Source organism: Marivita sp. (genome assembly GCF_020055635.1).
In the GTDB taxonomy this organism is placed as follows: Bacteria; Pseudomonadota; Alphaproteobacteria; order Rhodobacterales; family Rhodobacteraceae; genus Marivita.
In genome coordinates this window covers 59,704-78,890 of the sequence record NZ_JAIPUT010000007.1, presented here as the reverse complement: position 1 = coordinate 78,890, position 19,187 = coordinate 59,704, and the positions used below count along the sequence as shown (strand labels likewise).

General features: G+C 62.5%; 26 protein-coding genes. 8 read left to right on the top strand and 18 right to left on the bottom strand.

Translation table 11 applies throughout. From position 1 onward, the window contains the following. Positions 1-287 precede the first annotated feature (287 nt). Both LCF60_RS05775 and modA read left to right on the top strand, forming a co-directional pair. Positions 288-668: a LysR family transcriptional regulator gene (locus LCF60_RS05775; RefSeq protein WP_292290332.1), complete on the top strand. Its 381-nt coding sequence runs from the start codon at positions 288-290 to the stop codon at positions 666-668. 68 nt (positions 669-736) lie between these two features. Beyond that, entirely contained in the window at positions 737-1,504 is a 768-nt protein-coding gene (gene modA, locus LCF60_RS05770) for a molybdate ABC transporter substrate-binding protein (protein ID WP_292290331.1), read from the top strand. 67 nt (positions 1,505-1,571) lie between these two features. Here the strand turns inward: modA and LCF60_RS05765 are convergent, their stop codons facing one another. After that, on the bottom strand, positions 1,572-1,913 hold the full coding sequence (locus LCF60_RS05765; protein WP_292290330.1) for an Hpt domain-containing protein: 342 nt from the start codon (positions 1,911-1,913) through the stop codon (positions 1,572-1,574). Between the two features lie 209 nt (positions 1,914-2,122). Here LCF60_RS05765 and LCF60_RS05760 point away from each other — a divergent pair, with 209 nt between their 5' ends. The 5 genes from LCF60_RS05760 to LCF60_RS05740 all read left to right on the top strand — a co-directional run bounded on the left by LCF60_RS05760 (position 2,123) and on the right by LCF60_RS05740 (position 6,919). Then, positions 2,123-2,617 (top strand): Lrp/AsnC family transcriptional regulator, encoded by a 495-nt coding sequence (locus LCF60_RS05760; protein WP_292290328.1) that lies wholly within the window; start codon positions 2,123-2,125, stop codon positions 2,615-2,617. A gap of 164 nt (positions 2,618-2,781) precedes the next feature. Further along, the gene (locus LCF60_RS05755) at positions 2,782-3,954 is read left to right on the top strand and encodes a glycine cleavage T C-terminal barrel domain-containing protein (protein ID WP_292290327.1); all 1,173 of its coding nucleotides are present in this window, start codon (positions 2,782-2,784) and stop codon (positions 3,952-3,954) included. A gap of 11 nt (positions 3,955-3,965) precedes the next feature. After that, positions 3,966-4,415: an OsmC family protein gene (locus LCF60_RS05750; protein ID WP_292290325.1), complete on the top strand. Its 450-nt coding sequence runs from the start codon at positions 3,966-3,968 to the stop codon at positions 4,413-4,415. Positions 4,416-4,475: 60 nt separating this feature from the next. Beyond that, entirely contained in the window at positions 4,476-5,279 is an 804-nt protein-coding gene (locus tag LCF60_RS05745) for an enoyl-CoA hydratase (RefSeq protein WP_292290324.1), read from the top strand. 5 nt (positions 5,280-5,284) lie between these two features. Further along, positions 5,285-6,919, top strand: coding sequence for an acyl-CoA synthetase (locus LCF60_RS05740; protein ID WP_292290322.1), 1,635 nt, complete (start codon positions 5,285-5,287; stop codon positions 6,917-6,919). Between the two features lie 18 nt (positions 6,920-6,937). On the opposite strand, the gene LCF60_RS05735 is transcribed toward LCF60_RS05740, so the two are convergent. The 17 genes from LCF60_RS05735 to LCF60_RS05655 all read right to left on the bottom strand — a co-directional run bounded on the left by LCF60_RS05735 (position 6,938) and on the right by LCF60_RS05655 (position 16,938). Continuing rightward, complete coding sequence (locus LCF60_RS05735) at positions 6,938-7,963, bottom strand: TonB family protein (RefSeq protein ID WP_292290321.1); 1,026 nt, start codon at positions 7,961-7,963, stop codon at positions 6,938-6,940. Beyond that, positions 7,960-8,346, bottom strand: coding sequence for a biopolymer transporter ExbD (locus tag LCF60_RS05730; RefSeq protein WP_292290320.1), 387 nt, complete (start codon positions 8,344-8,346; stop codon positions 7,960-7,962). The genes LCF60_RS05735 and LCF60_RS05730 overlap by 4 nt, the downstream gene beginning before the upstream one ends. Next, entirely contained in the window at positions 8,343-8,723 is a 381-nt protein-coding gene (locus LCF60_RS05725) for a biopolymer transporter ExbD (protein ID WP_292290319.1), read from the bottom strand. Before LCF60_RS05725 ends, LCF60_RS05730 begins: the two co-directional genes overlap by 4 nt. Beyond that, on the bottom strand, positions 8,716-9,366 hold the full coding sequence (locus LCF60_RS05720; protein WP_292290318.1) for a MotA/TolQ/ExbB proton channel family protein: 651 nt from the start codon (positions 9,364-9,366) through the stop codon (positions 8,716-8,718). The genes LCF60_RS05725 and LCF60_RS05720 overlap by 8 nt, the downstream gene beginning before the upstream one ends. Further along, positions 9,363-9,749: a hypothetical protein gene (locus LCF60_RS05715; RefSeq protein ID WP_292290317.1), complete on the bottom strand. Its 387-nt coding sequence runs from the start codon at positions 9,747-9,749 to the stop codon at positions 9,363-9,365. Before LCF60_RS05715 ends, LCF60_RS05720 begins: the two co-directional genes overlap by 4 nt. Positions 9,750-9,952: 203 nt before the next feature. Beyond that, the gene (locus LCF60_RS05710; protein ID WP_292290316.1) at positions 9,953-10,423 is read right to left on the bottom strand and encodes a DNA starvation/stationary phase protection protein; all 471 of its coding nucleotides are present in this window, start codon (positions 10,421-10,423) and stop codon (positions 9,953-9,955) included. 103 nt (positions 10,424-10,526) lie between these two features. After that, entirely contained in the window at positions 10,527-10,949 is a 423-nt protein-coding gene (locus tag LCF60_RS05705) for a hypothetical protein (protein ID WP_292290314.1), read from the bottom strand. Positions 10,950-11,013: 64 nt separating this feature from the next. After that, entirely contained in the window at positions 11,014-11,274 is a 261-nt protein-coding gene (locus LCF60_RS05700; RefSeq protein ID WP_292290313.1) for a DUF1289 domain-containing protein, read from the bottom strand. 52 nt (positions 11,275-11,326) lie between these two features. Beyond that, the gene (locus LCF60_RS05695) at positions 11,327-11,809 is read right to left on the bottom strand and encodes a hypothetical protein (protein ID WP_292290312.1); all 483 of its coding nucleotides are present in this window, start codon (positions 11,807-11,809) and stop codon (positions 11,327-11,329) included. After that, positions 11,806-11,943 carry a hemin uptake protein HemP gene (locus LCF60_RS05690; protein WP_363318392.1) on the bottom strand — a complete coding sequence of 46 codons (138 nt, stop codon included), beginning with the start codon at positions 11,941-11,943 and terminating at the stop codon, positions 11,806-11,808. The genes LCF60_RS05695 and LCF60_RS05690 overlap by 4 nt, the downstream gene beginning before the upstream one ends. A 32-nt stretch (positions 11,944-11,975) precedes the next feature. Further along, a complete protein-coding gene (locus LCF60_RS05685) occupies positions 11,976-12,146 on the bottom strand; it encodes a hypothetical protein (protein WP_292290311.1) in 171 nt (56 codons plus the stop codon). 187 nt (positions 12,147-12,333) lie between these two features. Further along, positions 12,334-12,702 carry a glyoxalase superfamily protein gene (locus tag LCF60_RS05680; protein ID WP_292290309.1) on the bottom strand — a complete coding sequence of 123 codons (369 nt, stop codon included), beginning with the start codon at positions 12,700-12,702 and terminating at the stop codon, positions 12,334-12,336. Further along, a complete protein-coding gene (locus tag LCF60_RS05675; RefSeq protein ID WP_292290308.1) occupies positions 12,699-13,025 on the bottom strand; it encodes an antibiotic biosynthesis monooxygenase in 327 nt (108 codons plus the stop codon). The genes LCF60_RS05680 and LCF60_RS05675 overlap by 4 nt, the downstream gene beginning before the upstream one ends. Positions 13,026-13,139: 114 nt before the next feature. Further along, positions 13,140-13,922 carry a heme ABC transporter ATP-binding protein gene (locus LCF60_RS05670; protein WP_292290307.1) on the bottom strand — a complete coding sequence of 261 codons (783 nt, stop codon included), beginning with the start codon at positions 13,920-13,922 and terminating at the stop codon, positions 13,140-13,142. Further along, on the bottom strand, positions 13,919-14,989 hold the full coding sequence (locus tag LCF60_RS05665) for an iron ABC transporter permease (RefSeq protein ID WP_292290305.1): 1,071 nt from the start codon (positions 14,987-14,989) through the stop codon (positions 13,919-13,921). Before LCF60_RS05665 ends, LCF60_RS05670 begins: the two co-directional genes overlap by 4 nt. Positions 14,990-14,992: 3 nt before the next feature. After that, positions 14,993-15,889 carry an ABC transporter substrate-binding protein gene (locus LCF60_RS05660; protein WP_292290303.1) on the bottom strand — a complete coding sequence of 299 codons (897 nt, stop codon included), beginning with the start codon at positions 15,887-15,889 and terminating at the stop codon, positions 14,993-14,995. Beyond that, positions 15,886-16,938 (bottom strand): ChuX/HutX family heme-like substrate-binding protein, encoded by a 1,053-nt coding sequence (locus LCF60_RS05655; RefSeq protein ID WP_292290302.1) that lies wholly within the window; start codon positions 16,936-16,938, stop codon positions 15,886-15,888. The genes LCF60_RS05660 and LCF60_RS05655 overlap by 4 nt, the downstream gene beginning before the upstream one ends. A 201-nt stretch (positions 16,939-17,139) precedes the next feature. Here LCF60_RS05655 and LCF60_RS05650 point away from each other — a divergent pair, with 201 nt between their 5' ends. Beyond that, positions 17,140-19,182, top strand: coding sequence for a TonB-dependent receptor (locus tag LCF60_RS05650; protein WP_292290301.1), 2,043 nt, complete (start codon positions 17,140-17,142; stop codon positions 19,180-19,182). Positions 19,183-19,187: the final 5 nt, after the last annotated feature.

The window sequence follows — 19,187 nt, the reverse complement described above, 5'->3', positions numbered from 1 at the left end:
GCGGACTTCAATCTGTCCGAAAACAATGTGGCAGCCGTCAAAACACACACTCTGGAATTACCTTACAATCCTGCGGCGATATCCTTGGTGCATGGGCAGGACAGCACAGGACAGACACCCCCAAGCGCGGGTTTAGCTGCGAATTGGGGCCAGATTTCTATGCGACTGCGGCGACCATATGGCGGTTTTGCGATGGCCGGGGTGCCGAAGGCCTGGATTCGGAGCCGGGCGCGCACGTCTTGATGCCGCGCTTGCCGCAGCCATTCAAACGCGGCATAAACTGCGCCATGCCGTCAGAGACAGAACGCCACTCAGAGCCGCGCTTGCGCATCCGGATCGTCTTTGGCGAGGATGAAATGCTGGGGCCGGGAAAGGCAGAACTGCTGGAGCATGTCGATCGTTGCGGGTCGATCGCTGCTGCAGGCCGCGAGATGGGTATGAGCTACAAGCGCGCATGGGAACTGATCGGCGCGCTCAATGCCATGTTCCAGGCGCCGCTCGTGGACAGTACGCGCGGCGGTCCGGGCGGCGGCGGGGCTGTCCTGACCAAGCTTGGTCGCGAAGTGCTGGCACAGTACCGCGCCTTCGAAACCGAAGCCACGCAAGGCGGTGGGTCACGTCTTGAGGCGTTGCGCGGGTTGCTGAGGGATATTTCCGACCGGGAATAACGCTTGACAGGCTTTGGCCGGCATTGCGATATGTTCTGCGGAACATATCAAAGTCGGAAGGGCCCGCCATGTTCAAGCACCTGTCGATCCGTGCTGCCGCGGCAATGCTTTCTGGCGCCGTGCCTGCGTTCGCGCAGGCGGATCAGGTCACCGTCTTTGCCGCGGCCAGCATGGCAAATGCCATGGCCGAGATCGAAGACAGGTTCGAGACCGCGACAGGTCATGACCTTGTCGTCTCGCTTGCGGGGTCGTCGGCGCTTGCCCGACAAATACAGCAGGGCGCACCAGCCGATATCTTCATTTCTGCAAACCCGGACTGGATGGATGTGCTCGAGGCTGACGGCCTTGTCGAAGCGGGCACGCGGTTTGACCTTCTGAGCAATTCCATCGTCTTGATTGCAGCGGATGTGGACGCAGCGCCGGTCGCGTTGACGCGTGGGACGGACCTTGCCGGTCTGCTGGGCGATGGCAAGCTGGCCATGGCGCTGGTCGATGCGGTTCCTGCCGGCATCTATGGCAAGGCGGCGCTGGAAAGCCTCGGGATCTGGAACGACGTGGCGCCGCATGTTGCGCAAGCCGACAATGTACGGTCTGCGCTGGCCTTCGTGGCGACGGGTGAGGCACCTTACGGTATCGTGTACGCGACAGATGCTGTGGCCGAGGACGGCGTGACGGTCGTTGGAGCCTTTCCGCACGACGCGCACCCGCCCATCGTCTATCCCGCTGCCGATCTGGCGAACCGCGATACCGAGGCCGAAGCCGCCTTCCTCGACTATCTCCGCGGCCCTGAGGCGCAGGAGGCGTTCGAGCGTCAGGGCTTTGACGTCCTGCCGTAACAGGCCGGGCCGTCACCTCTCACAGGCCAACGATCATCACGCCAGGTCAACGCGTGGACATCTCTTGTCAGGCTGGACTTTGCAGGACGGCTGCCTCGCTCTCGTGAAGGGCTGCCTTGGTAATGTGCCAGCATGTGCGCAGGTCTTGTCCCAGGTTCGTCAGGGTTGCCTCGGACGCGTTGGCGGCAGCTTCTTGCAGGTGGCGAAGCTTTATGTTGAGGGCGCGGGCGCCAAACACGGCTGCCGATCCAGCCATGCGATGCGCCTCATGCGCAAGCGCATCGCGGTCAGCGCCATCCAAAAGGTCGGCCATGGTTTCGCTGAAGCGGTCCATCTCGGTCAGGAAATCATGGTAGACATTGCGCAGCGTGGCTTTCGGCACGGTTTCGGTCGACGAAACGCTGGACATCGGACCGATGCTGTTCGCCGGGTGGTACAGGGGCTGGTAGGGTCTGGCGGGTCTGCTCCCTGCGGCTTTCAGATTGACGCTGCCAAGGCGCGATGTGTCGCAAACCCGCCAATCGGTTGGACAGCTTGACGGCATAAGAGATTTGCTTGACGCAGGTTGCAACTTTTTCGTGCCACCCGCGTTCTGGTCAGTCGACAGGGCGGTAGGCTATGCGAGAACGACAAGGGCTCGATCCGACGGATATTCGCATTCTCAGTGCCGTGCAAAGACATGGCCAGCTGAGCAAGACAAAGCTTGCCGAAATCGTGAATCTGTCGGCCACGCCCTGCTGGGCCCGTCTGACCCGGTTGCGTGCGGCGGGATATATTCGCGGATACCATGCCGATATCGTCCTCGAGCGCGTGATCGACGCGACGCGTGTGGTTGTGACCGTGTCGTTGACCCATCACCGCAAAACGGATTTCGACCGGTTCGAGACTTATATCAAATCGGTGGACGAGATCATCAACTGCGTCGCGACGGGCGGCGGGATCGATTACGTGATGACGGTGGTGACACCCAGCCTTTCGTCCTTTCAGGACGTGATGGAGGATCTGTTGGCGGCGGATCTGGCGGTTGACCGGTACATGACCTATTTTGCCACGCGATTGATCAAGGCCGAACAGCCGAATCTTGCAAAACTGGTCTCGCAAAGCCGCCGATAGGCACACAGGTCCAAACGGTCCGAGACACGCCCGATCCAAGTCCAACCAGTCTGCGAAACGGCCGATCTTTAGGCCGGACGCGTGATCCGGATGCGTTATCTCCGGCTCAGGAGTTAATGGTGCCGAAGGCTACGCCCGAGGCCCGGTTGAGGGAGGACGACGACATGATGCAATCACATGACTTTGGCTTTGGGACGCAAATCCGCAAATCGCCTTTTTTCGATGCCACGGTGCGTTGGGGAGCCCAGGGATTTTCGGTTTACAACCACATGTATATCCCGCGCGATTTCGGTGATCCGGAACAGAATTTCTGGAACCTGGTCACCGATGCGATCCTGTGCGACGTGGCGGTGGAACGCCAGGTCGAGATCACCGGCCCGGATGCGGCCATCTTCACCCAGATGCTGACCTGCCGCGACCTTTCGACCATGGCCGTGGGCCAGTGCAAATACGTTCTGATCACCAATGCCGAGGGTGGCATCCTGAACGATCCGATCCTGCTCAAGCTTGGGCAAAACCACTTCTGGCTGTCGCTGGCCGATAGCGACATCCTGCTCTGGGCGCAGGGTGTGGCGGTTCATTCGGGGCTTGATGTGTCGATCCGCGAACCGGATGTCTCGCCGCTGCAACTGCAAGGCCCCAAATCGGGCGACATCATGCAGGCGCTGTTCGGCGACGAGATCATGGATCTGCGCTATTACTGGTTCATCGAAACCGAACTTGACGGCATCCCCTTGATCGTGTCCCGCACCGGTTGGTCCAGCGAACTGGGCTACGAGATCTACCTGCGCGATTCGAGCTTTGGCGATTCCCTGTGGGAGCGGATCATGGCCGTCGGCATGCCGATGGGTCTCAAGCCGGGCCACACATCAAGCATTCGCCGGATCGAAGGCGGGATGCTGTCGTATCATGCAGATGCCGATATCCACACCAACCCGTTCGAGTTGGGCCTTGACCGCCTCGTCAATCTTGACATGGAGGCCGAGTTCATCGGCAAGTTCGCGCTGCAACGCATCCGCGACAACGGCGTCGCGCGCAAGCAGGTGGGCCTGATCATCGACGGTGATCCGATGACCGGGCCGAACACTGCCTTCTGGACCGTCAATCACGAGGGCGAAGCCGTTGGCAAGGTGACGTCAGCCGTCTATTCGCCGCGCCTCAGGAAGAATATTGCCCTTGCAATGGTGGCAGTCGAAGCCGCCGAGCTTGGCACGGACCTGATCGTCGTGACCCATTCGGGTGAGACCACGGCGACGGTCGTCGAACGGCCGTTCTTCGATCCGCGCAAGCAACTGGCAGCTTCGTCCGCGGCCGTGCCGCTTCAGGTCAACGGATAAGGCACCTGAGTATGTCTGAGTTGGCCATCGAACTGCATTGGCAGCGCGCTGAAGTTGCCTTGCAGACCGGAAAGTATTCGAACGCGCATAAAGTCCAGTACAACGCGTCAAACGAACTCGAAGTGGACGCCGCCCCCGATTGGGGCGGCCATCCGGATCATACCAACCCCGAACAGGCTCTGGCCGCCGCCCTGTCCAGTTGCCACATGATGACGTTTCTTGCGCTTTGCGCCAAGGCGGGCTGGCCAGTGGCCAGCTATCAAGACTACGCCGAAGCACATCTGGGCAAGAACGCCAGAGGGCAGATGTCGGTCACCCGGATCGACCTGAACCCGGTGGTGCGCTTTGATAGCGGCTTTTCCGTCGAACCGGACAAGCTGAACGAGATGCAGCATCGCGCACACCGCTATTGCTTTGTCGCCAATACGCTGGCCGACAGCGTGGAGATCAGGGTGAACTGACGCGCTCCGGCGATCCTTTCACCACAGAACCTCCCCAAGCCCTCAACCGGACCTTTTGACATGACACACGAGACCCGAATCCTGCTGCGCGATCTGTCGGCTGACGGCATCTTGCGGCTTACCTTGAACGATGCGAGGCGGCGCAATGCTTTGTCCGAGGCGATGATGTCGGAACTGGGCGCGGCCTTTGCCGAGGCGGGGGATGACAGGGACGTGCGCGTGATCGTCCTCGCGGCCAATGGCCCGGCCTTTTGCGCGGGCCATGATCTCAAGGAAATGACCGCCGGGCGGGACGCGCCGGACCGGGGACGTGCCTATTTCACGAAAGTCATGGCGCAGTGTTCCGGTGTCATGCAGGGGATCGTGAATTGCCCCAAGCCGGTGATCGCCGAGGTGACCGGCATCGCAACCGCCGCCGGATGCCAGCTGGTCGCAAGCTGCGATCTGGCGATCGCGGCGCAAAGTGCCCGGTTCAGCACGCCGGGCGTGCATATCGGTCTGTTCTGCTCTACGCCAATGGTGGCACTGTCTCGCAACACTTCGAACAAGCACGCCATGGAGATGCTCTTGACCGGTGACATGACCCCAGCGTCCCGCGCCGCCGAAATTGGACTGGTCAATTACGCCGTCCCGAATGACGCATTACAGGACGCGGTCCTTGAGATGGCCCGCAAGATCGCCTCGAAATCCAGCATGACGCTGGCCACGGGCAAACGCGCCTACTATGCTCAACGCGAAATGCCGCTGGCAGACGCCTATGACCACGCCAGCCGGGTGATGGTCGACAACATGCTCGCGCATGACGCCGAGGAAGGTATCGGCGCCTTTATCGAGAAACGCGCGCCCCAATGGCAGGACCGATGACAGACATGTCCGACAATCCATACAACACCGGACTTGACCGGACCCCGGCAAATTACCAGCCCCTGACGCCGCTGAATTTCCTGGAACGCGCGGCCAGTGTCTTTCCCGACCACACCGCCATCGTGCATGGGACCTTGCGGCGCAGCTATGCCGCGTTCTATGCCCGGTCACGGCAATTGGCCTCGGTTCTCGCGGCGCGCGGTCTGGCGCGCGGAGACACGGTGTCGGCGATGCTTGCCAATACGCCTGCCATGCTGGAATGCCATTACGGCGTGCCGATGTGCGGGGCGGTCCTGCATTCGATCAACACCAGGCTGGATGCCGCGATCATCGCGTTTCAGCTGGATCACGCGATGGCGAAACTGGTCATCGTGGACCGCGAATTCGCTCCGTTGATGGCCGAGGCCCTGTCGCTGGCCAAGGTGACACCGGAGGTGATCCAATACGACGATCCGGAATATGCCGGCCCCGGCGACATGGAAGGGGCCAAGGATTACGAGACCGTTCTGGCCACGGGAAATCCGGAATTCGACTGGGTCATACCCGAAGACGAATGGGACGCGATCTCGATCAATTATACTTCAGGCACAACCGGGGACCCAAAGGGCGTCGTTTCGCACCATCGGGGGGCCTATCTTCTGGCCCAGGGCAATGCGCTGACCACCTCGATGGCCAAGCATAGCGTCTACCTGTGGACGCTGCCGATGTTCCACTGCAATGGCTGGTGTTTCCCATGGACCCTGTCCGCCATCATCGGCACCCATGTTTGCCTGCGGCAGGTGCGCTCTGCTCCGATCTGGAAGGCCCTGGCCGAGGAAGGCGTGACGCATCTCTGCGGCGCACCCATCGTCATGTCGCTGATCCAAAGCGCACCCGAGGAGGAAAAGCGCGCCCTGGATAGGCGGGTGCAGTTCTTCACCGCCGCCGCCCCGCCGCCCGAAAGCCTCCTGGCCAGCATGGATGCTGCCGGGTTCGACGTGACGCATCTTTACGGCCTGACCGAGACCTACGGTCCCGCGGTCGTCAATGAATGGCACGCAGACTGGTCCGACCTTCCCGCCGCCGAGCAGGCCCGACTGAAGGCCCGACAAGGCGTGCGGTATCTGCCGCTCGAGCAACTCGAGGTCCGGGACCCCGAATCGATGCAGCCTGTCCCGCATGATGGCAAGACGATGGGCGAGGTGATGTTCCGCGGCAATGTTGTGATGAAAGGCTATTTCCGCAACCCGGAGTCGACGCAAAAGGCGCTGGCCGGGGGCTGGTTCCATTCCGGCGATCTTGGGGTCGTGCATCCCGATGGCTATATCCAGCTCAAGGACCGATCCAAGGACATCATCATTTCGGGTGGCGAAAACATCTCGTCGATCGAGGTTGAAGAGGCTCTTTACCGTCACCCGGCGGTCGCGGTCGCCGCCGTGGTTGCCATGCCGCACGAAAAATGGGGCGAGACACCCTGCGCCTTCATCGAGCTGACCGCAGGGCACGAGGTGGACGACGCGACCCTGCGCGGTTGGTGCCGCGACCACCTTGCCCCTTACAAGGTGCCGGGCCGGATCGTCTTCGATGCGATTCCCAGGACCTCGACCGGCAAGATCCAGAAATTCGTCCTGCGCGAGCGCGCCTCTGGATTTGTCGATTGAACCGCGGCCCGTGGCGGTTCAGCGGCCCTCGATCCGGATCGAGAAGCTGCGCCGCGCGCCGTGTGGCGGCTTGGGAAAGGGGCCAGCGCCCCTGACCAGTCGCACCGCCGCCTGATCGAGCGCGGAGGATCCCGAACTGCGCGCCAGAGACACGGCGGCGATCCCGCCATTTTCGCTGATTGTGAAGGCGACCACCGCAGCCCCGCGTGCCGTCACACGAGGCTTGCCGGCACGCGACAGTGTGCGCATGACCAGACCGGGATAATTGCTGGCCGCCGCGTTCCCTGCTGCCTCTTGGCCCCCTGTGCCTTCTTGCCGCGCCACGGCCGCCAGGGTGCCCGAGGCCTCGCCCGCCCGGGCATTCTGCGCCGCGTTGCCTTGGGCCTGCTGCCTGGTGCGCTGCGGCTGTTCAGCGGCGGGTTTCGGGGCGGATTTCTCCACAGGTCGGGGTTTGCGGGTCTCGACAAATTCCGCGCTGCGGGGTTTCGGCCGGGCAGAGCGTGACACGGCCGCGCTTTGGGGTTCGGAAGCGTCGAGGCGCTCTGAAGCGGGGTCGGGCCGGTGTGGCTTCGGCACGGTTGGCCGGAGGGGGACGGCCTTTGCGGCCCGCAATGATGCGACGGGTGTAGACAACAAAACCTCGTCAGCGGTGATGTCAGCGGTCAGCTCCGGCCTTTGCAGCGGGGCCGCAACCTTCGGACGCAGGGCTGCCAGCTCTTCCCGAGGGGGGAGGGGCGCGCTTTGGACCGGACGGTCCGGCGCAGCGGGCTCGACTGCCTTGGAACCGTCGGCCACGATCCTGTCAGGCTGCTCCTGCGGCGTCGCCTCTGTCGCGGTTTCCGCGGCGGTCGTGTGCGCTTGCTCGGCGGTCAACGTCCCGGCGGCCATGTCCGCAAAGGCATTTCCGAGACGCACCTCCGAGGCGCCGGCAGAGCCGTTAATCATCGGTGTGTCACGGGCCACCAAAGCCGCGACAAGCCCCGCATGCACAATGACAGCCAGCGAAAGGGCGACCGACTTCGCAATGGACGACGAGCCGGTCATTGCATCCCTCTTTCGGTCACGATGAAGACGCTTTCAGCCCCGGATCGGCGTAATTCGCGACCGATGGCGACCAGAATGTGCGCGGGAAGGTCCCGATCCGGAACGATCCTTACCCGGCCGCGCGCTTCCTCCGGCAAGCGGGAAAGGAACGCTGCGGCCGATCCGATGTCGCGACCTTGGTGGCTCATGCGACCGTCCCGATGGACCACCAGGGCATCCGCCGGTGGTGTGCCTTCGACCTTGGCGGTGTTCACCAGAGACAAGTCCCTGTCCAGCGGAGGGGCGATCGTCCCGGCGACGAGGAAGAAGATCAGCATCAGGAACACGATGTTGATCAGCGCGATGGTCGGTTCACGGTTCGATTTTGCGGCTTTGCGTCTCATGTCGTTTCCAGAACTGTCACGTTCAGGTTCGGCAGGCTGCGCAGCGCTGCCAGAAGATCGGTCAGTCTCTGTGCAGTCACGTTGCCTTGCAGGGATACGAGGATCGCCAGCGGAGCCTCACCGGATCGGTGCCGGGCCAGAGCGTCTGACAGGTCTTTCAGCGAGGCGTCCGTTGCGTTCAACCGCAAGCTATCGGCGCCAAGCGACAGGAAGACGGGCCGGTCCGGAGACGCCCCTGACGCGGACCCTGCGGCCGAAAGCTCGACTTCAGCAAAGCGGGTGAAGGTCGAGGACAGCATGAAGAACAGCAGCAACAGGAAGATGACGTCGATCAGGGACGTCATCGACATCCTGCGCCGCTTTTGGTGCCTACGCATGGACCGGTGTCGCGCGGGCATCCGTTGCGGGGCGGCGGCCCTCGGGCGACAGGATCGTGCGGATCGCCTTTTGCGCCAGCACGCGATCGGCATCCATGCGCGCCTCGAACCAGCTCAGAACCACCGATGTCGGCATGGCAACCGCCAACCCGACCGCCGTTGTCAGAAGCGCGACCCAGATCCCGCCCGCAAGGATCGACGGATCGACCTGTGCGCCGGCCTCCTGCAAAGCCTGAAACGCCGAGATCATGCCCAGCACCGTGCCGAACAAACCCAGAAGAGGGGCAAGTTGGGCCACCGACTCCAGAAATCGAAAGCCGCTTTCCAGCCGGGCAAACCGCGCTTCGGCCTCGGCTTCGAGGCGGGCAGCATCGTTCTGGCCATCAAGCGCCATGGCGACGACAGGAACAAGATAGCTGCGCGACCGGCCCAGGCAGTTCCGTGCTGCGGCACGATCTCCGGCATCCCAGGCTGCGATGGCCTCTTGCAAGGCGGTGTGGCGACCGACACCCGAGGCGGCATATTGCCAAAGCTTGTACAGCACGACAGCCAGAACAAGGACTGAAAGCGCGCCCAGCAGCAGGACAACCGGCCCGCCAAGTTCGGCGATGCGCAGGATTGCGGCTTGAAGCGTCGCGATCATCCCAGCACCTCGACATCCGTGCGGCTGCGCATGTCGAGATTGTCGGAACAGGCACCGTCCGGGACATCGACACCCGAGCAGGTCTCGACCCCGTTGATGAGAAGGCGACCAAGCGAGGCACAGGCAAGGCCCGGGACCAAGAATTGCCGCACTCGGGGGCGGGCAGAGGGCAGGGCGCCGAAGTCGAAGAGGGTAAGACGCTCTACACGTCCTTGCTTGTCGAACAGCACGGCCTCGTAAACGGCCTGCTCGATATCGATGTCATGCCCGTTCTGGATCAGGAAACTGATCCGGCAGGCATCGTCGACCGGTTCAAGCGCGTTGAGTTCAATGGACACATGAGTGCCCTGAACGTCCTGCGCATGCACTGAGCCAGAAATCATGGATGCCGCCAAAAGGGCGACTACGACTTTTCCTTGGAATAGGTGCACGTGCCCAGCCTCCGATTTCCCGAATGGTCATCTGGCTGGGTATGTCCCCTTGCTGGATGGGATTTTGCTACCATCCGGCAAGAGGGAATTCAATACCTGATAAAATCAGTATGTCTTTTTGCGTGGATCATCGGGCAACGCGCCCGTATCCCGTTTCAGGCAAGGTGCGCGCGCAGCATCCAGGCGAATTTCTCGTGCGTCTGACCGCGTGCGATGCACAGGTCTTCGGTGAGCGTGTCCCCGTGCTGGGCGGCCAGTTCCCCTGCGCCTGCGATGGTTTCGGCCAAGGTTTCCTGCGCCTCTTTCATGACGCGGATCATCTCTTCGGCGGCCGGTACGCCGTCGACTTCGGACACTTTCGACCGCTTCAGCATTCCGCCAAGCGTGCCTTCGGCATGGGCATCCAACGCCTTGATCCGCTCGGCCAGATCATCTTGCGCGACAAAGTGGTCTTCGTAGATCTTCTGAAAGAGGTCATGCAGCGGGCCAAAGGCCATGCCGGTCACGTTCCAATGAAAATTCTGCGCCAACATCGTGGTCACGGCGGTTTCGGCGACGCATTGGTTGAGCGCACTTGCGATTTGCGCGGTTGCATCGGTGGAAAGGGTCTGGGCGGTTTGGGTCATGGGTGCCTCCTGCATCAAAAAGGGGAGCTGGCTGGCGTCTGGCTGGCTTGCGAATAAAAGATAGTCTCAAGACCGGACATCGGCAAGACAGTTTAGAATAATTCTAAGTCTGAGGAAAATTGTCGACCACATTCCGAAGCAGGAAGACGAGATTGCGACGAAACTGCTTTGGCACCCGCGAATGCAGGAGAAACGTCGCGCTCGTGGTGTCTTCATCCTTGAGGCTGCGCCCCAGGGCAAGAAGCCAGTTCTCGTCGAACGACGTTTCGCTTTCGCCCTCGCGGTAAAGCACGGGCCGGCGTCCCAGGGCCTGGGCCAGACATCGCATCAGCACCTCGGCCGCCGCTTGCGAGGCGACGTGACGGTTGCCCGAGAGCGCGGCACAAGCCCCGAAAAGATCGACATAGCTCTTGCACCGGCTGGTCCGGGCAATGCGGCGCAAATGTTCGAGCAGGGGCTGGGCGCTGGCATCTTCTTCGGGGCTGAAATCTTGTCTGTCTGAAACCTGACGCAGGGCTGCGGTCATCTTTCCATTGTCCTTCGTTTTCGGGGATGTCTGTTGTCGAGGGCAGCTTTGACACGTGTCGTGGTCACGCCGCCTTGTGCCCGTCAAGAACCGTCAGGCTGACCTTTTTCTTGCGGCACCGTTTCTCGTAGGCCTGCTCCCAGTGCTTGTAGCGGCCCATGACAGCCTGTTGCGCGACCACCAGTTCGACAAAGGCTTCGCGATGCGCGTTTTTCTTCAGTTTCTTGAAGGCGGATTTCTGCGCCTTGGTCATGGAACACCCGATGCAATGACCTTCACGTTTGAACTTGCAGACGCTGATGCAGGGGCTGGGAACTTTCGACATGGTGTCCTCGCTGGATTTGGACCTGTTGTCCGGTCTGGCTTGGGATGATCGGTCAATGCAGGATGCGGTGCTCTGTCTGGCTCTGGGTCGAGGCCGATGCGGGCGCGTCACGTGCCAGGCGTTGCATCGCCTGACCCACTTTTGCCGCCATCAGGGCGATCGGTTCGGCGTGACGGGCAGGCACCAGCAGGCTCGCGATCATGGTGGCCTCGAGCAAATCGCCCCGGGTCGCTTCGCGCACAAGGGTCCAAAGGATTGCTTCATCCGATCCGATGCAATCGCAGCCAAGCCCATGTCGGATCAGCGGCCGCCGCGCCGTGCTGCAAATGCTGGTCAGCAGGGTTTCGAACCGCCGCAATTCAAGGCGTCCGTCGGAGGCCCCGAAACATCTTGCAAAGCCATTCCAGATCTTGGCCTGGCCTTCGGGGCTGTCCATCCAGAGCCGGATCGACAGGATCAACTCTGCTTCCCACGGCGCGATATCGGTCAGTCGGCCGACAACGCTTGCACCGGGAGTATGCTCAATGTCCTTCATTTGGTCAGGATCAACTTGCCGGCGCGGGTGATGCGCAACGTGTAGGTCTGGCCGTCCAGCACGATTTCCGCCTTTGTGCCGTTCAGGATCAAGTCGCGCGCGTCATAGGTGGCGGTCTCATTGCTGTGGTCCATGGAGCGGGGGTCCGGCAGGTTCTGCATCAGGCTCATCGACCCTCTCCGAACTGGCGGGTGCGATCACGCTGCATGTCGATCAGATGCTCGAGGGCAAAGCCTTCGATCTGAAGGGTGTCCGCACCGGATTGCACGATGTCGCGCCACGTGGTGCCGTTCAGGGTGGGGGCCTTTGAAGGGGTCTTTTGCTCGGGTGTCGTCATGAATTGCTCCTTTCCATTGACATCCGGGCTGCCTGTGGTGGTGGCTGGGACGGGCATCGAACTGACGCGCTGATAAAGTCCGACTAATCGAGTCGGGTATTTCCTTATCGATATATTATTCCGATAGTTTCAGTCAAGAAATGAAGTTGGCCCTTTCACGGAGGACAAAGAGTGTCATCCACCCTTGTCAGGCGTCCTCGGCCTGATCCAGAAACCGCAGGCGATTTCCGAAAGGATCCCAGACCATCATTTCAAGGCCCCAGGGCTGTGCCTCCAATCCGGGCCGCATGTTCGGATAAGGGGGCAGGGACGTCTGCCAATCGCGCAGACCGGTCACATAGACCAAGGCAGTCGATCCCGGCGTGGCATCGCCATGGTGTTCGGTCAGATGCAGATGGAAATCGCCCAGTCGCAAAAAGGCATAGAGCGGTGCCCCGGGGTGAAGCCGGTGCTCGCCCTCCCAAGTGAAACCCAGCCAGCCGACATAGAAGCTGCGGGCCCTTGCCTCGTCAAAGCTTCGGAAAACAGGCGCGGCGCGTATGACGCCCGGACTCATGCCGGTTGCAGGGCGTCAATGCTCTGGATCGACTGGAAGCCTTCGAAACGCGGTGCACCCTCGTGCAGCTTGCGGGTCTGGCCGGCGCGGGCATGCGAAGCGCGGAACGCCTCGCTCGTGGTCCAGGCGCGGAAATGCGACTCGCTCTGCCACACGGTGTGAGAGGCATAAAGGATGTGGCCGTCTTCCTCGGGGCCCTTGAGCATATGGAACGACACGAAGCCGTCCATGTCCTGCAGGTGGCTTTCGCGATTGAGCCACAGCTCCTCGAATTCGGCGGCATTCTCGAGCGTGACGGTAAAGCGGTTCATGGCCAGATACATAAGCGGTTCCTCGGTTCGGTATCATGTGTATGCCCCCCGCCCGAGCGGAAAACATGGGTGTGGCGACAGGTTTGCCCCTGATATCACAGCAGCCCGGTTACATGGACGCACCTTTCAGACGGCTGCTGCATGCGGCAGGACATAAGGTACACCTTGCGGCGGCGGGGCCGAAACACGCAAGGCGCAGCCATAGGCGCGCGACAGGATGTCATCGGTCAGCACCTCGGTGGGTGATCCGAAGGCAAGGCGCTTTCCTTCGGCCAGGATCGCGACGCGGTCGGCATAAAGCGCCGTCAGGTTGAGATCGTGCATCACGGCGATGACGCCGCCTCCGGCGCGCGCGAAGTCGCGGGCGATCTCCATCACCTGCAACTGATGCGCGATATCAAGGCTTGAGACAGGTTCGTCCAGCAGAAGCCACCGTGGTTGTCCGCCTTCGACCGGAGCCCAGACCTGGGCCAGCACCCTCGCCAGCATGACGCGCTGCGCCTCGCCGCCCGACAGCTCCTGAAAGGTGCGGTTGGCGTAATGGGCCAACCCCACCCGGGCCAAGGCCTGCATCGGCACTTCTGGCTTGTCTCCTGCGGTGCCCGATTGCAGCCCCAGTCGAACGACTTCCAGTGCGGTAAAGGGAAAGGCCAGCCGCGACGCCTGGGGCAGCACGGCGCGTTGCGCGGCCAGTTCCCATGACTTAAGCGCACCGATGTCCCGCCCGTTCAAGCCAACGCGCCCCTGAAAGGGCAGGGAGGCGGTGATGGCACTCAGCAACGTGGACTTGCCCGACCCGTTGGGGCCGACGATGGCGGTGACGTCGCCGGGCAGGGCAGTCAGGTCGATGCCGCGCAGCGCTTCGCGCTTGCCATAGGTCACGCGGATGTCTTCGGCAATCAAACTCATAGGTCGACCAATCCGCGGCGTTTGAGCAGAATCCACAGGAAAACCGGTGCCCCCAGAACCGCCGTGACGATGCCGATCGGCAATTCCGCCGGAGCAATGACCACGCGTGCGATCACATCGGCGAGGATCAAAAGGATAGCGCCCAGAAGCGCGGAATTGAGCAGGAGCGTCCGGTGGTCCGGCCCTGACGCCAATCGCAAGAGATGTGGCACGACGATACCGATAAACCCGATGCCGCCCGAAACGGCGACTGCCGCGCCGGTTGCTCCGGCGACTGCGAGGATCGCGATGGATTTCATGCGCTGCACGTCGATGCCGATATGGGCGGCTGTTGCCTCACCGAGGGCCAGCCCGTTCAGGCCCCGGCCCAGCATCAGCGCGGCTCCGATGGACAGCACGATCAGCGGACCCGCCGACAGCACCTTGGCCCAGCTTGCCCCGGCCAGCGAACCCAGCCCCCAGAACGTCAGATCGCGCAACTGTCGATCATCCGCGATATAGACAAGGATGCCCGACAAGGCCCCGGCCAGCGCTCCGAGGGCAATTCCCGCAAGCAGCATGGTGGCGACGGACGTCCGTCCATGGCGGGTTGAGACCTTGTAGAGCAGGATCGTCGATCCCCAACCACCAAGGAAGGCGGCAAAGGGGGTGAGCTGGTTACCCACCCCGTCAATCACCCACACCGGCAGCAGCGGGCCAAGAACGATGGCGAGGATCGCGCCGAGCCCAGCCCCGGCCCCCACTCCGACGATCCCCGGATCGGCCAGCGGGTTGCGGAAAAGCCCCTGCATCGCCGCGCCGGAAACCGCCAGCGCGGCGCCGACCAGCAGTCCCATGGCGAGCCGGGGCAGGCGGATGTCGAACAGTACCACGCGCTCGATCTGGCTGAGGGCCTCGCCCTGCACCAGCTTGGCCAGCATCGTGGACAGCGTCACATCGGTGGCCCCGACCTGAAGGCTGGCGATACAGGCCAAGACCAGCCCGCCTGCCAGGCCACAATGCAGGACACGGGCGCGGGTCAACCGGTCGCGCGGGGCGGCGGCTTCGATCTCGGTCAGGGCTGCCAAGGGTCAGGCTCCCTGTCCGTAAAGCGCATCGTTCAACATGCGGATGGCGTGCGCCGTGCGCGGCCCGAAGCCCAGCATCAGCAACCCGTCCATGCGCAGGACGGAGCGCGTCTGCGCAGCCGGTGTCAGCCTGACCGCGGGCATGTCGAACAGTTCGTCATCCGCCACCCCGTGATCGCCGCCCCGGTCCATCATCAGGATCACGTCCGGTGCGGCCAGACCCACGGCTTCGTCGGTGATCTGCTTGTATCCCTCGTAATCGCTGACCGCGTTCACCCCACCCGCCATCCGGATCAGCGCGTCTGCCGCAGTGCCGGTGCCGGAGGCGTTGATCTTGCCGCCCTGCGTCGAGAGCACGAACAGCACGCGCTTCCTGTCTGTCTCCGGGCGTTCTGCATCTGCCAAGGCCGCCGACAGCGCGGTTTCGACCTCGGCAGCCAGAGCCGTTGCGCGGTCGGGGACGTCAAGGGCCGCGCCGATGATCTCGATCTTGCGCAGGATGCCGTCCGCGGTCAGGGCATCCGGCACCTCGACGAAGTCCACATCAGCCGCACGGATCACGTCGAGCGCCTCGGGCGGGCCAGCGCCTTCTTCGGACAGGATCAGCGACGGGGCGACCGACAGCACGCCTTCGGGCGACAGGGATCGCATGTAGCCCACATCAGGCAGATTGGTGACATCCGGCGGATAGCTCGACGTCGTGTCCCGCGCCTTCAGCCGGTGCTGTTGACCCAGCGCCGCGACGATCTCGGTCACCGAACCGCCGATCGACAGGACATCGGCCGAGGGCGTCTGGGTGTCCGTGGCCTGCTGAGCACTGACCGTCAGGGCCGCGAAAGTGCCGAACATGATCGTCCAGATCACAAGGAAGGCGGCAAATCCGTCATGCTTGGTCCTCATGCCGGCACCTCTTGCAACGACGGCAGACCGTCGACGATCCGACCCCAGTCGTGGCGCGAGTCCCGCCCCTCCTTGCCGACGCCGAAGACCTGAAAGATCAACCCGCCTTCCGCATCGAATGCCTCGACCGACACCGCCGGTCCACGTTGCGTGGGCTTTTCCACCGCCCAGATCTCAGCCACCTTGTCGCGCCGCAGATGAAGGTTGAAGCCGGGGTCCATGACGTTCTGCCACGGGCCCATTGGGCGCAGGTCGTGGATCGGTCCTGTGTGAATCTGGATGCAGCCCCGGTTGCCGACAAAGATCATGACCTCGATCCCGGCCTCCTGAACGGTCTGCAACATGACATCGGCGGCATCCGGATCAAGACGGCGCACCCAGGGCGCCCCGGCGATCCGATAGGCCCCAAGCCGGTTCATCTTGAGCCTGGAACACAGGCGCAGGAACTGGTGGGTGTCGGTCAGCTTTGCCCATTCCGTGCGCAGGACATCCACCTTGTCGGCGCGTGATTTCGGACCCTCGACCGGTTTGCGGTCTTCCACCTGCTGCACATCGGACTGATCGGCTACCGCAAGATCCGCAACGATATCGGCCCATGCATCATGGTTCGATCCCTCCCGAAGGTGGATCTTGTGCACCGCGTCGCCCGCCGCATCGAAAATCTGCAACGAGCGACGCGCGCCCTGCTCGGAGGCCGTTTCGACCGCGAAGGCATGCACCCAATGCGAAGGAAAGATACGCAGGTCGATATTCTCGGTCAGGGTCATCGCGGCGTGGTCGCCGGGGTGGTAATTGCCGTACTCTCCGATCTTTTCATGCACGCAGGCGTTGACGCGGGTCAGGGCCATCACCTGTCCCAGCCTCTCGGCGGCGGGAATGATCCTGTCGGGATGCGCGGCTATTCGGGTGATGCCATGGCCCACCTGGGCGGCGACCAACTGTGCCTCGGAGATACCAAGGGCGTCGGCCGCATCGCGGGCACGCAGTTTCGGATTTTCCGTCAGATATGCACGGATATCGGAGGGGGTGACAGCGGGTCGCTGCATCATGGGCATCCTCGGAGGTTGTCAGGTGGTCCGATGGCTGCGCCCGGAGGGAAGCGGTGCGTGGCTGTCTCAAATTACTTGACTGTTTTAGTGCGATAAAGGTAACGGTGCAACCCATTGCGATAAGGTTCATCGCATATTCATCAAAAACAGCCGCGCCAGCCTTCGCAAGCTACGGCAAAAACCACATGAAGGATGGCGCATATGCTTACCCCCCTGCTGCGCGGCACGACCGCGCTTGTCTGTCTGTCGCTGGCCGTGCCAGCCGCGGCGCAGGACAGTGATCCCGGCTTTCTGGGCACTCTGATTCTCACTGGTGGCAAACGCGACCTCAGCTTTGGCACCGCTTTGTCGCGCACGGTTGTCGGCGAGGCCGAGATCCGGGACCGTCAGGCCAGCACCGTCGCGCAGCTGATCGACTCGGTGCCCGGCGTCACGCTGGTCAATGGAACGACGCCGCAAGGGTCCGGCATCAACATTCGCGGTTTCGGTGCAAACACGACCTTCGGATCGGATCAGAAGATCGCCGTTCAGATCGACGGGGCCTCTGTGGGTTCGGAAGAGCTGTACCGCATCGGCACGCAGCTTTTCACCGACCCGCTGCTTTACCGCGAGGTCGAGGTCCTGCGCGGCACCATCGGCAGTTTCGCCTACGGATCGGGGATCGTCGGCGGTGTGGTCAAGCTGGAAACCAAGGATGCGTCGGACTTTACCGGTGGCGTCCCCGGCTTTGGCGGGTCGCAGAGTTTCGAATTCAGCTCGAACGGCAACGGCAAGGTGAGTTCGACGAACCTTGCCTGGATGCCGACCGAGCGGGCCGAGTTCCTGCTCAACTACACATGGCGCGATCAGGATGATCTCGATGCCGGGGACGGCACGACGATTGGCAATTCGGCCTTCCGGACGCCGTCCTACCTTGCGAAGGGCACGTTCACGTTCGGGCAGGATGACGCGCAGTCCCTGACCTTCAGCCATTCGCGCACCGTGGCCGATGACAAGGACGTGCCCTATGACCAGTTCGAAACGGATGGCGGCAGTTTCGGCAATGTCGACCGGTTGACGGACACCGCGCAGACGGTGTTGGCATATCGCTACAACCCGGCCAACGACCTGATCGACCTGCGTGCCAACCTGTCCTACGCCGACCAGAGCATCGAATATGAGTACATTCCCGGCTCGTCGCCGCTTGAAGGCACGCCCAGCTTTCCGTTTCTCGTTGGCACGGTGAATGCCGATCAACGCTATGAGACAACCAAGCTGACCGTGTCCAACCGCGCGCTGTTCGACACGGGCGCGGTGTCCCACGACATGCTTGCGGGCATCGAGGCGCAACGGCGCATCCGCGCGGACAATACCGATGCGGGCGCTCCGGGTGGGACGAACAACCGTTTCGCGGTGTTCGTCGTTGATGAAATGACAATCGGGCAATTCACTGCCACCCCCGCTTTGCGCTACGAACGGTCAACGATCAAAAGTGAAGACGACCTTGCCGGTGTGCCCGACACCTATGAGAAGGATGCGCTGATGGGTGGCCTGGCGCTGGCCTATGATTTCGGCAATGGCCTGTCGGCCTTTGGCAGCGCCGCCTATACCGAGGGTCTGCCGATCATCGACGATCTGGGAACCAGCGCTTCGGCACAGCGGCGCATCGGCCTGTCCGAGAAATCGCACACGTTCGAACTGGGGGCCGAATACAGCGGCACGGACGTCGTTGCCGCCGGAGACATTGTCACCCTGCGCGGCAATTTCTACCAGACCGACCTGTGGGACATCACCAGCTACACGGTGGCCGGATCAATGGCGACCGAGCTTGACCGGGTCGAGTCTCGGGGGTTTGAGCTCGAAGCGTCCTACGGGCTGGCGAACGGGGTCTATGTCGATTTCGCGGGCCATCTTGGCGAAGGCACCGAAGTCAATCCCGATGACACCGAAGCCACCTGGCGCAACAGCCCGGCGGACCGGGCGCAGCTGACCCTGGGCCGGACATGGGACGAAAACCTGGACCTGAGCTGGGAAGTCGTTCATGCCACCGACCGCCGCGATGCGCTGGGTGCCGATTTGTCCGACAGCACGGTGCACAATCTCCGCGCCACATGGAGTCCGCAGGGTCGCGGCTGGCTGGATCAGACCGAGGTCCGCATTGGTGTCGAGAACGTCCTTGATGCCGACTACGTCGGGCACCTGTCCTCGCCCAGCCGCAAGGCGCCGGGCCGGACCTTCAAGCTGTCGTTGACGAAATCCTTCTGAACAAA

Bases quoted from the DNA above. Each gene is read 5' to 3' on its own strand.
- LCF60_RS05775 (WP_292290332.1), top strand. From the start codon at position 288: ATGCCGTCAGAGACAGAACGCCACTCAGAGCCGCGCTTGCGCATCCGG.
- modA (WP_292290331.1), top strand. From the start codon at position 737: ATGTTCAAGCACCTGTCGATCCGTGCTGCCGCGGCAATGCTTTCTGGC.
- LCF60_RS05765 (WP_292290330.1), bottom strand. From the start codon at position 1,913: ATGTCCAGCGTTTCGTCGACCGAAACCGTGCCGAAAGCCACGCTGCGC.
- LCF60_RS05760 (WP_292290328.1), top strand. From the start codon at position 2,123: ATGCGAGAACGACAAGGGCTCGATCCGACGGATATTCGCATTCTCAGT.
- LCF60_RS05755 (WP_292290327.1), top strand. From the start codon at position 2,782: ATGATGCAATCACATGACTTTGGCTTTGGGACGCAAATCCGCAAATCG.
- LCF60_RS05750 (WP_292290325.1), top strand. From the start codon at position 3,966: ATGTCTGAGTTGGCCATCGAACTGCATTGGCAGCGCGCTGAAGTTGCC.
- LCF60_RS05745 (WP_292290324.1), top strand. From the start codon at position 4,476: ATGACACACGAGACCCGAATCCTGCTGCGCGATCTGTCGGCTGACGGC.
- LCF60_RS05740 (WP_292290322.1), top strand. From the start codon at position 5,285: ATGTCCGACAATCCATACAACACCGGACTTGACCGGACCCCGGCAAAT.
- LCF60_RS05735 (WP_292290321.1), bottom strand. From the start codon at position 7,963: ATGACCGGCTCGTCGTCCATTGCGAAGTCGGTCGCCCTTTCGCTGGCT.
- LCF60_RS05730 (WP_292290320.1), bottom strand. From the start codon at position 8,346: ATGAGACGCAAAGCCGCAAAATCGAACCGTGAACCGACCATCGCGCTG.
- LCF60_RS05725 (WP_292290319.1), bottom strand. From the start codon at position 8,723: ATGCGTAGGCACCAAAAGCGGCGCAGGATGTCGATGACGTCCCTGATC.
- LCF60_RS05720 (WP_292290318.1), bottom strand. From the start codon at position 9,366: ATGATCGCGACGCTTCAAGCCGCAATCCTGCGCATCGCCGAACTTGGC.
- LCF60_RS05715 (WP_292290317.1), bottom strand. From the start codon at position 9,749: ATGATTTCTGGCTCAGTGCATGCGCAGGACGTTCAGGGCACTCATGTG.
- LCF60_RS05710 (WP_292290316.1), bottom strand. From the start codon at position 10,423: ATGACCCAAACCGCCCAGACCCTTTCCACCGATGCAACCGCGCAAATC.
- LCF60_RS05705 (WP_292290314.1), bottom strand. From the start codon at position 10,949: ATGACCGCAGCCCTGCGTCAGGTTTCAGACAGACAAGATTTCAGCCCC.
- LCF60_RS05700 (WP_292290313.1), bottom strand. From the start codon at position 11,274: ATGTCGAAAGTTCCCAGCCCCTGCATCAGCGTCTGCAAGTTCAAACGT.
- LCF60_RS05695 (WP_292290312.1), bottom strand. From the start codon at position 11,809: ATGAAGGACATTGAGCATACTCCCGGTGCAAGCGTTGTCGGCCGACTG.
- LCF60_RS05690 (WP_363318392.1), bottom strand. From the start codon at position 11,943: ATGGACCACAGCAATGAGACCGCCACCTATGACGCGCGCGACTTGATC.
- LCF60_RS05685 (WP_292290311.1), bottom strand. From the start codon at position 12,146: ATGACGACACCCGAGCAAAAGACCCCTTCAAAGGCCCCCACCCTGAAC.
- LCF60_RS05680 (WP_292290309.1), bottom strand. From the start codon at position 12,702: ATGAGTCCGGGCGTCATACGCGCCGCGCCTGTTTTCCGAAGCTTTGAC.
- LCF60_RS05675 (WP_292290308.1), bottom strand. From the start codon at position 13,025: ATGTATCTGGCCATGAACCGCTTTACCGTCACGCTCGAGAATGCCGCC.
- LCF60_RS05670 (WP_292290307.1), bottom strand. From the start codon at position 13,922: ATGAGTTTGATTGCCGAAGACATCCGCGTGACCTATGGCAAGCGCGAA.
- LCF60_RS05660 (WP_292290303.1), bottom strand. From the start codon at position 15,889: ATGAGGACCAAGCATGACGGATTTGCCGCCTTCCTTGTGATCTGGACG.
- LCF60_RS05655 (WP_292290302.1), bottom strand. From the start codon at position 16,938: ATGATGCAGCGACCCGCTGTCACCCCCTCCGATATCCGTGCATATCTG.
- LCF60_RS05650 (WP_292290301.1), top strand. From the start codon at position 17,140: ATGCTTACCCCCCTGCTGCGCGGCACGACCGCGCTTGTCTGTCTGTCG.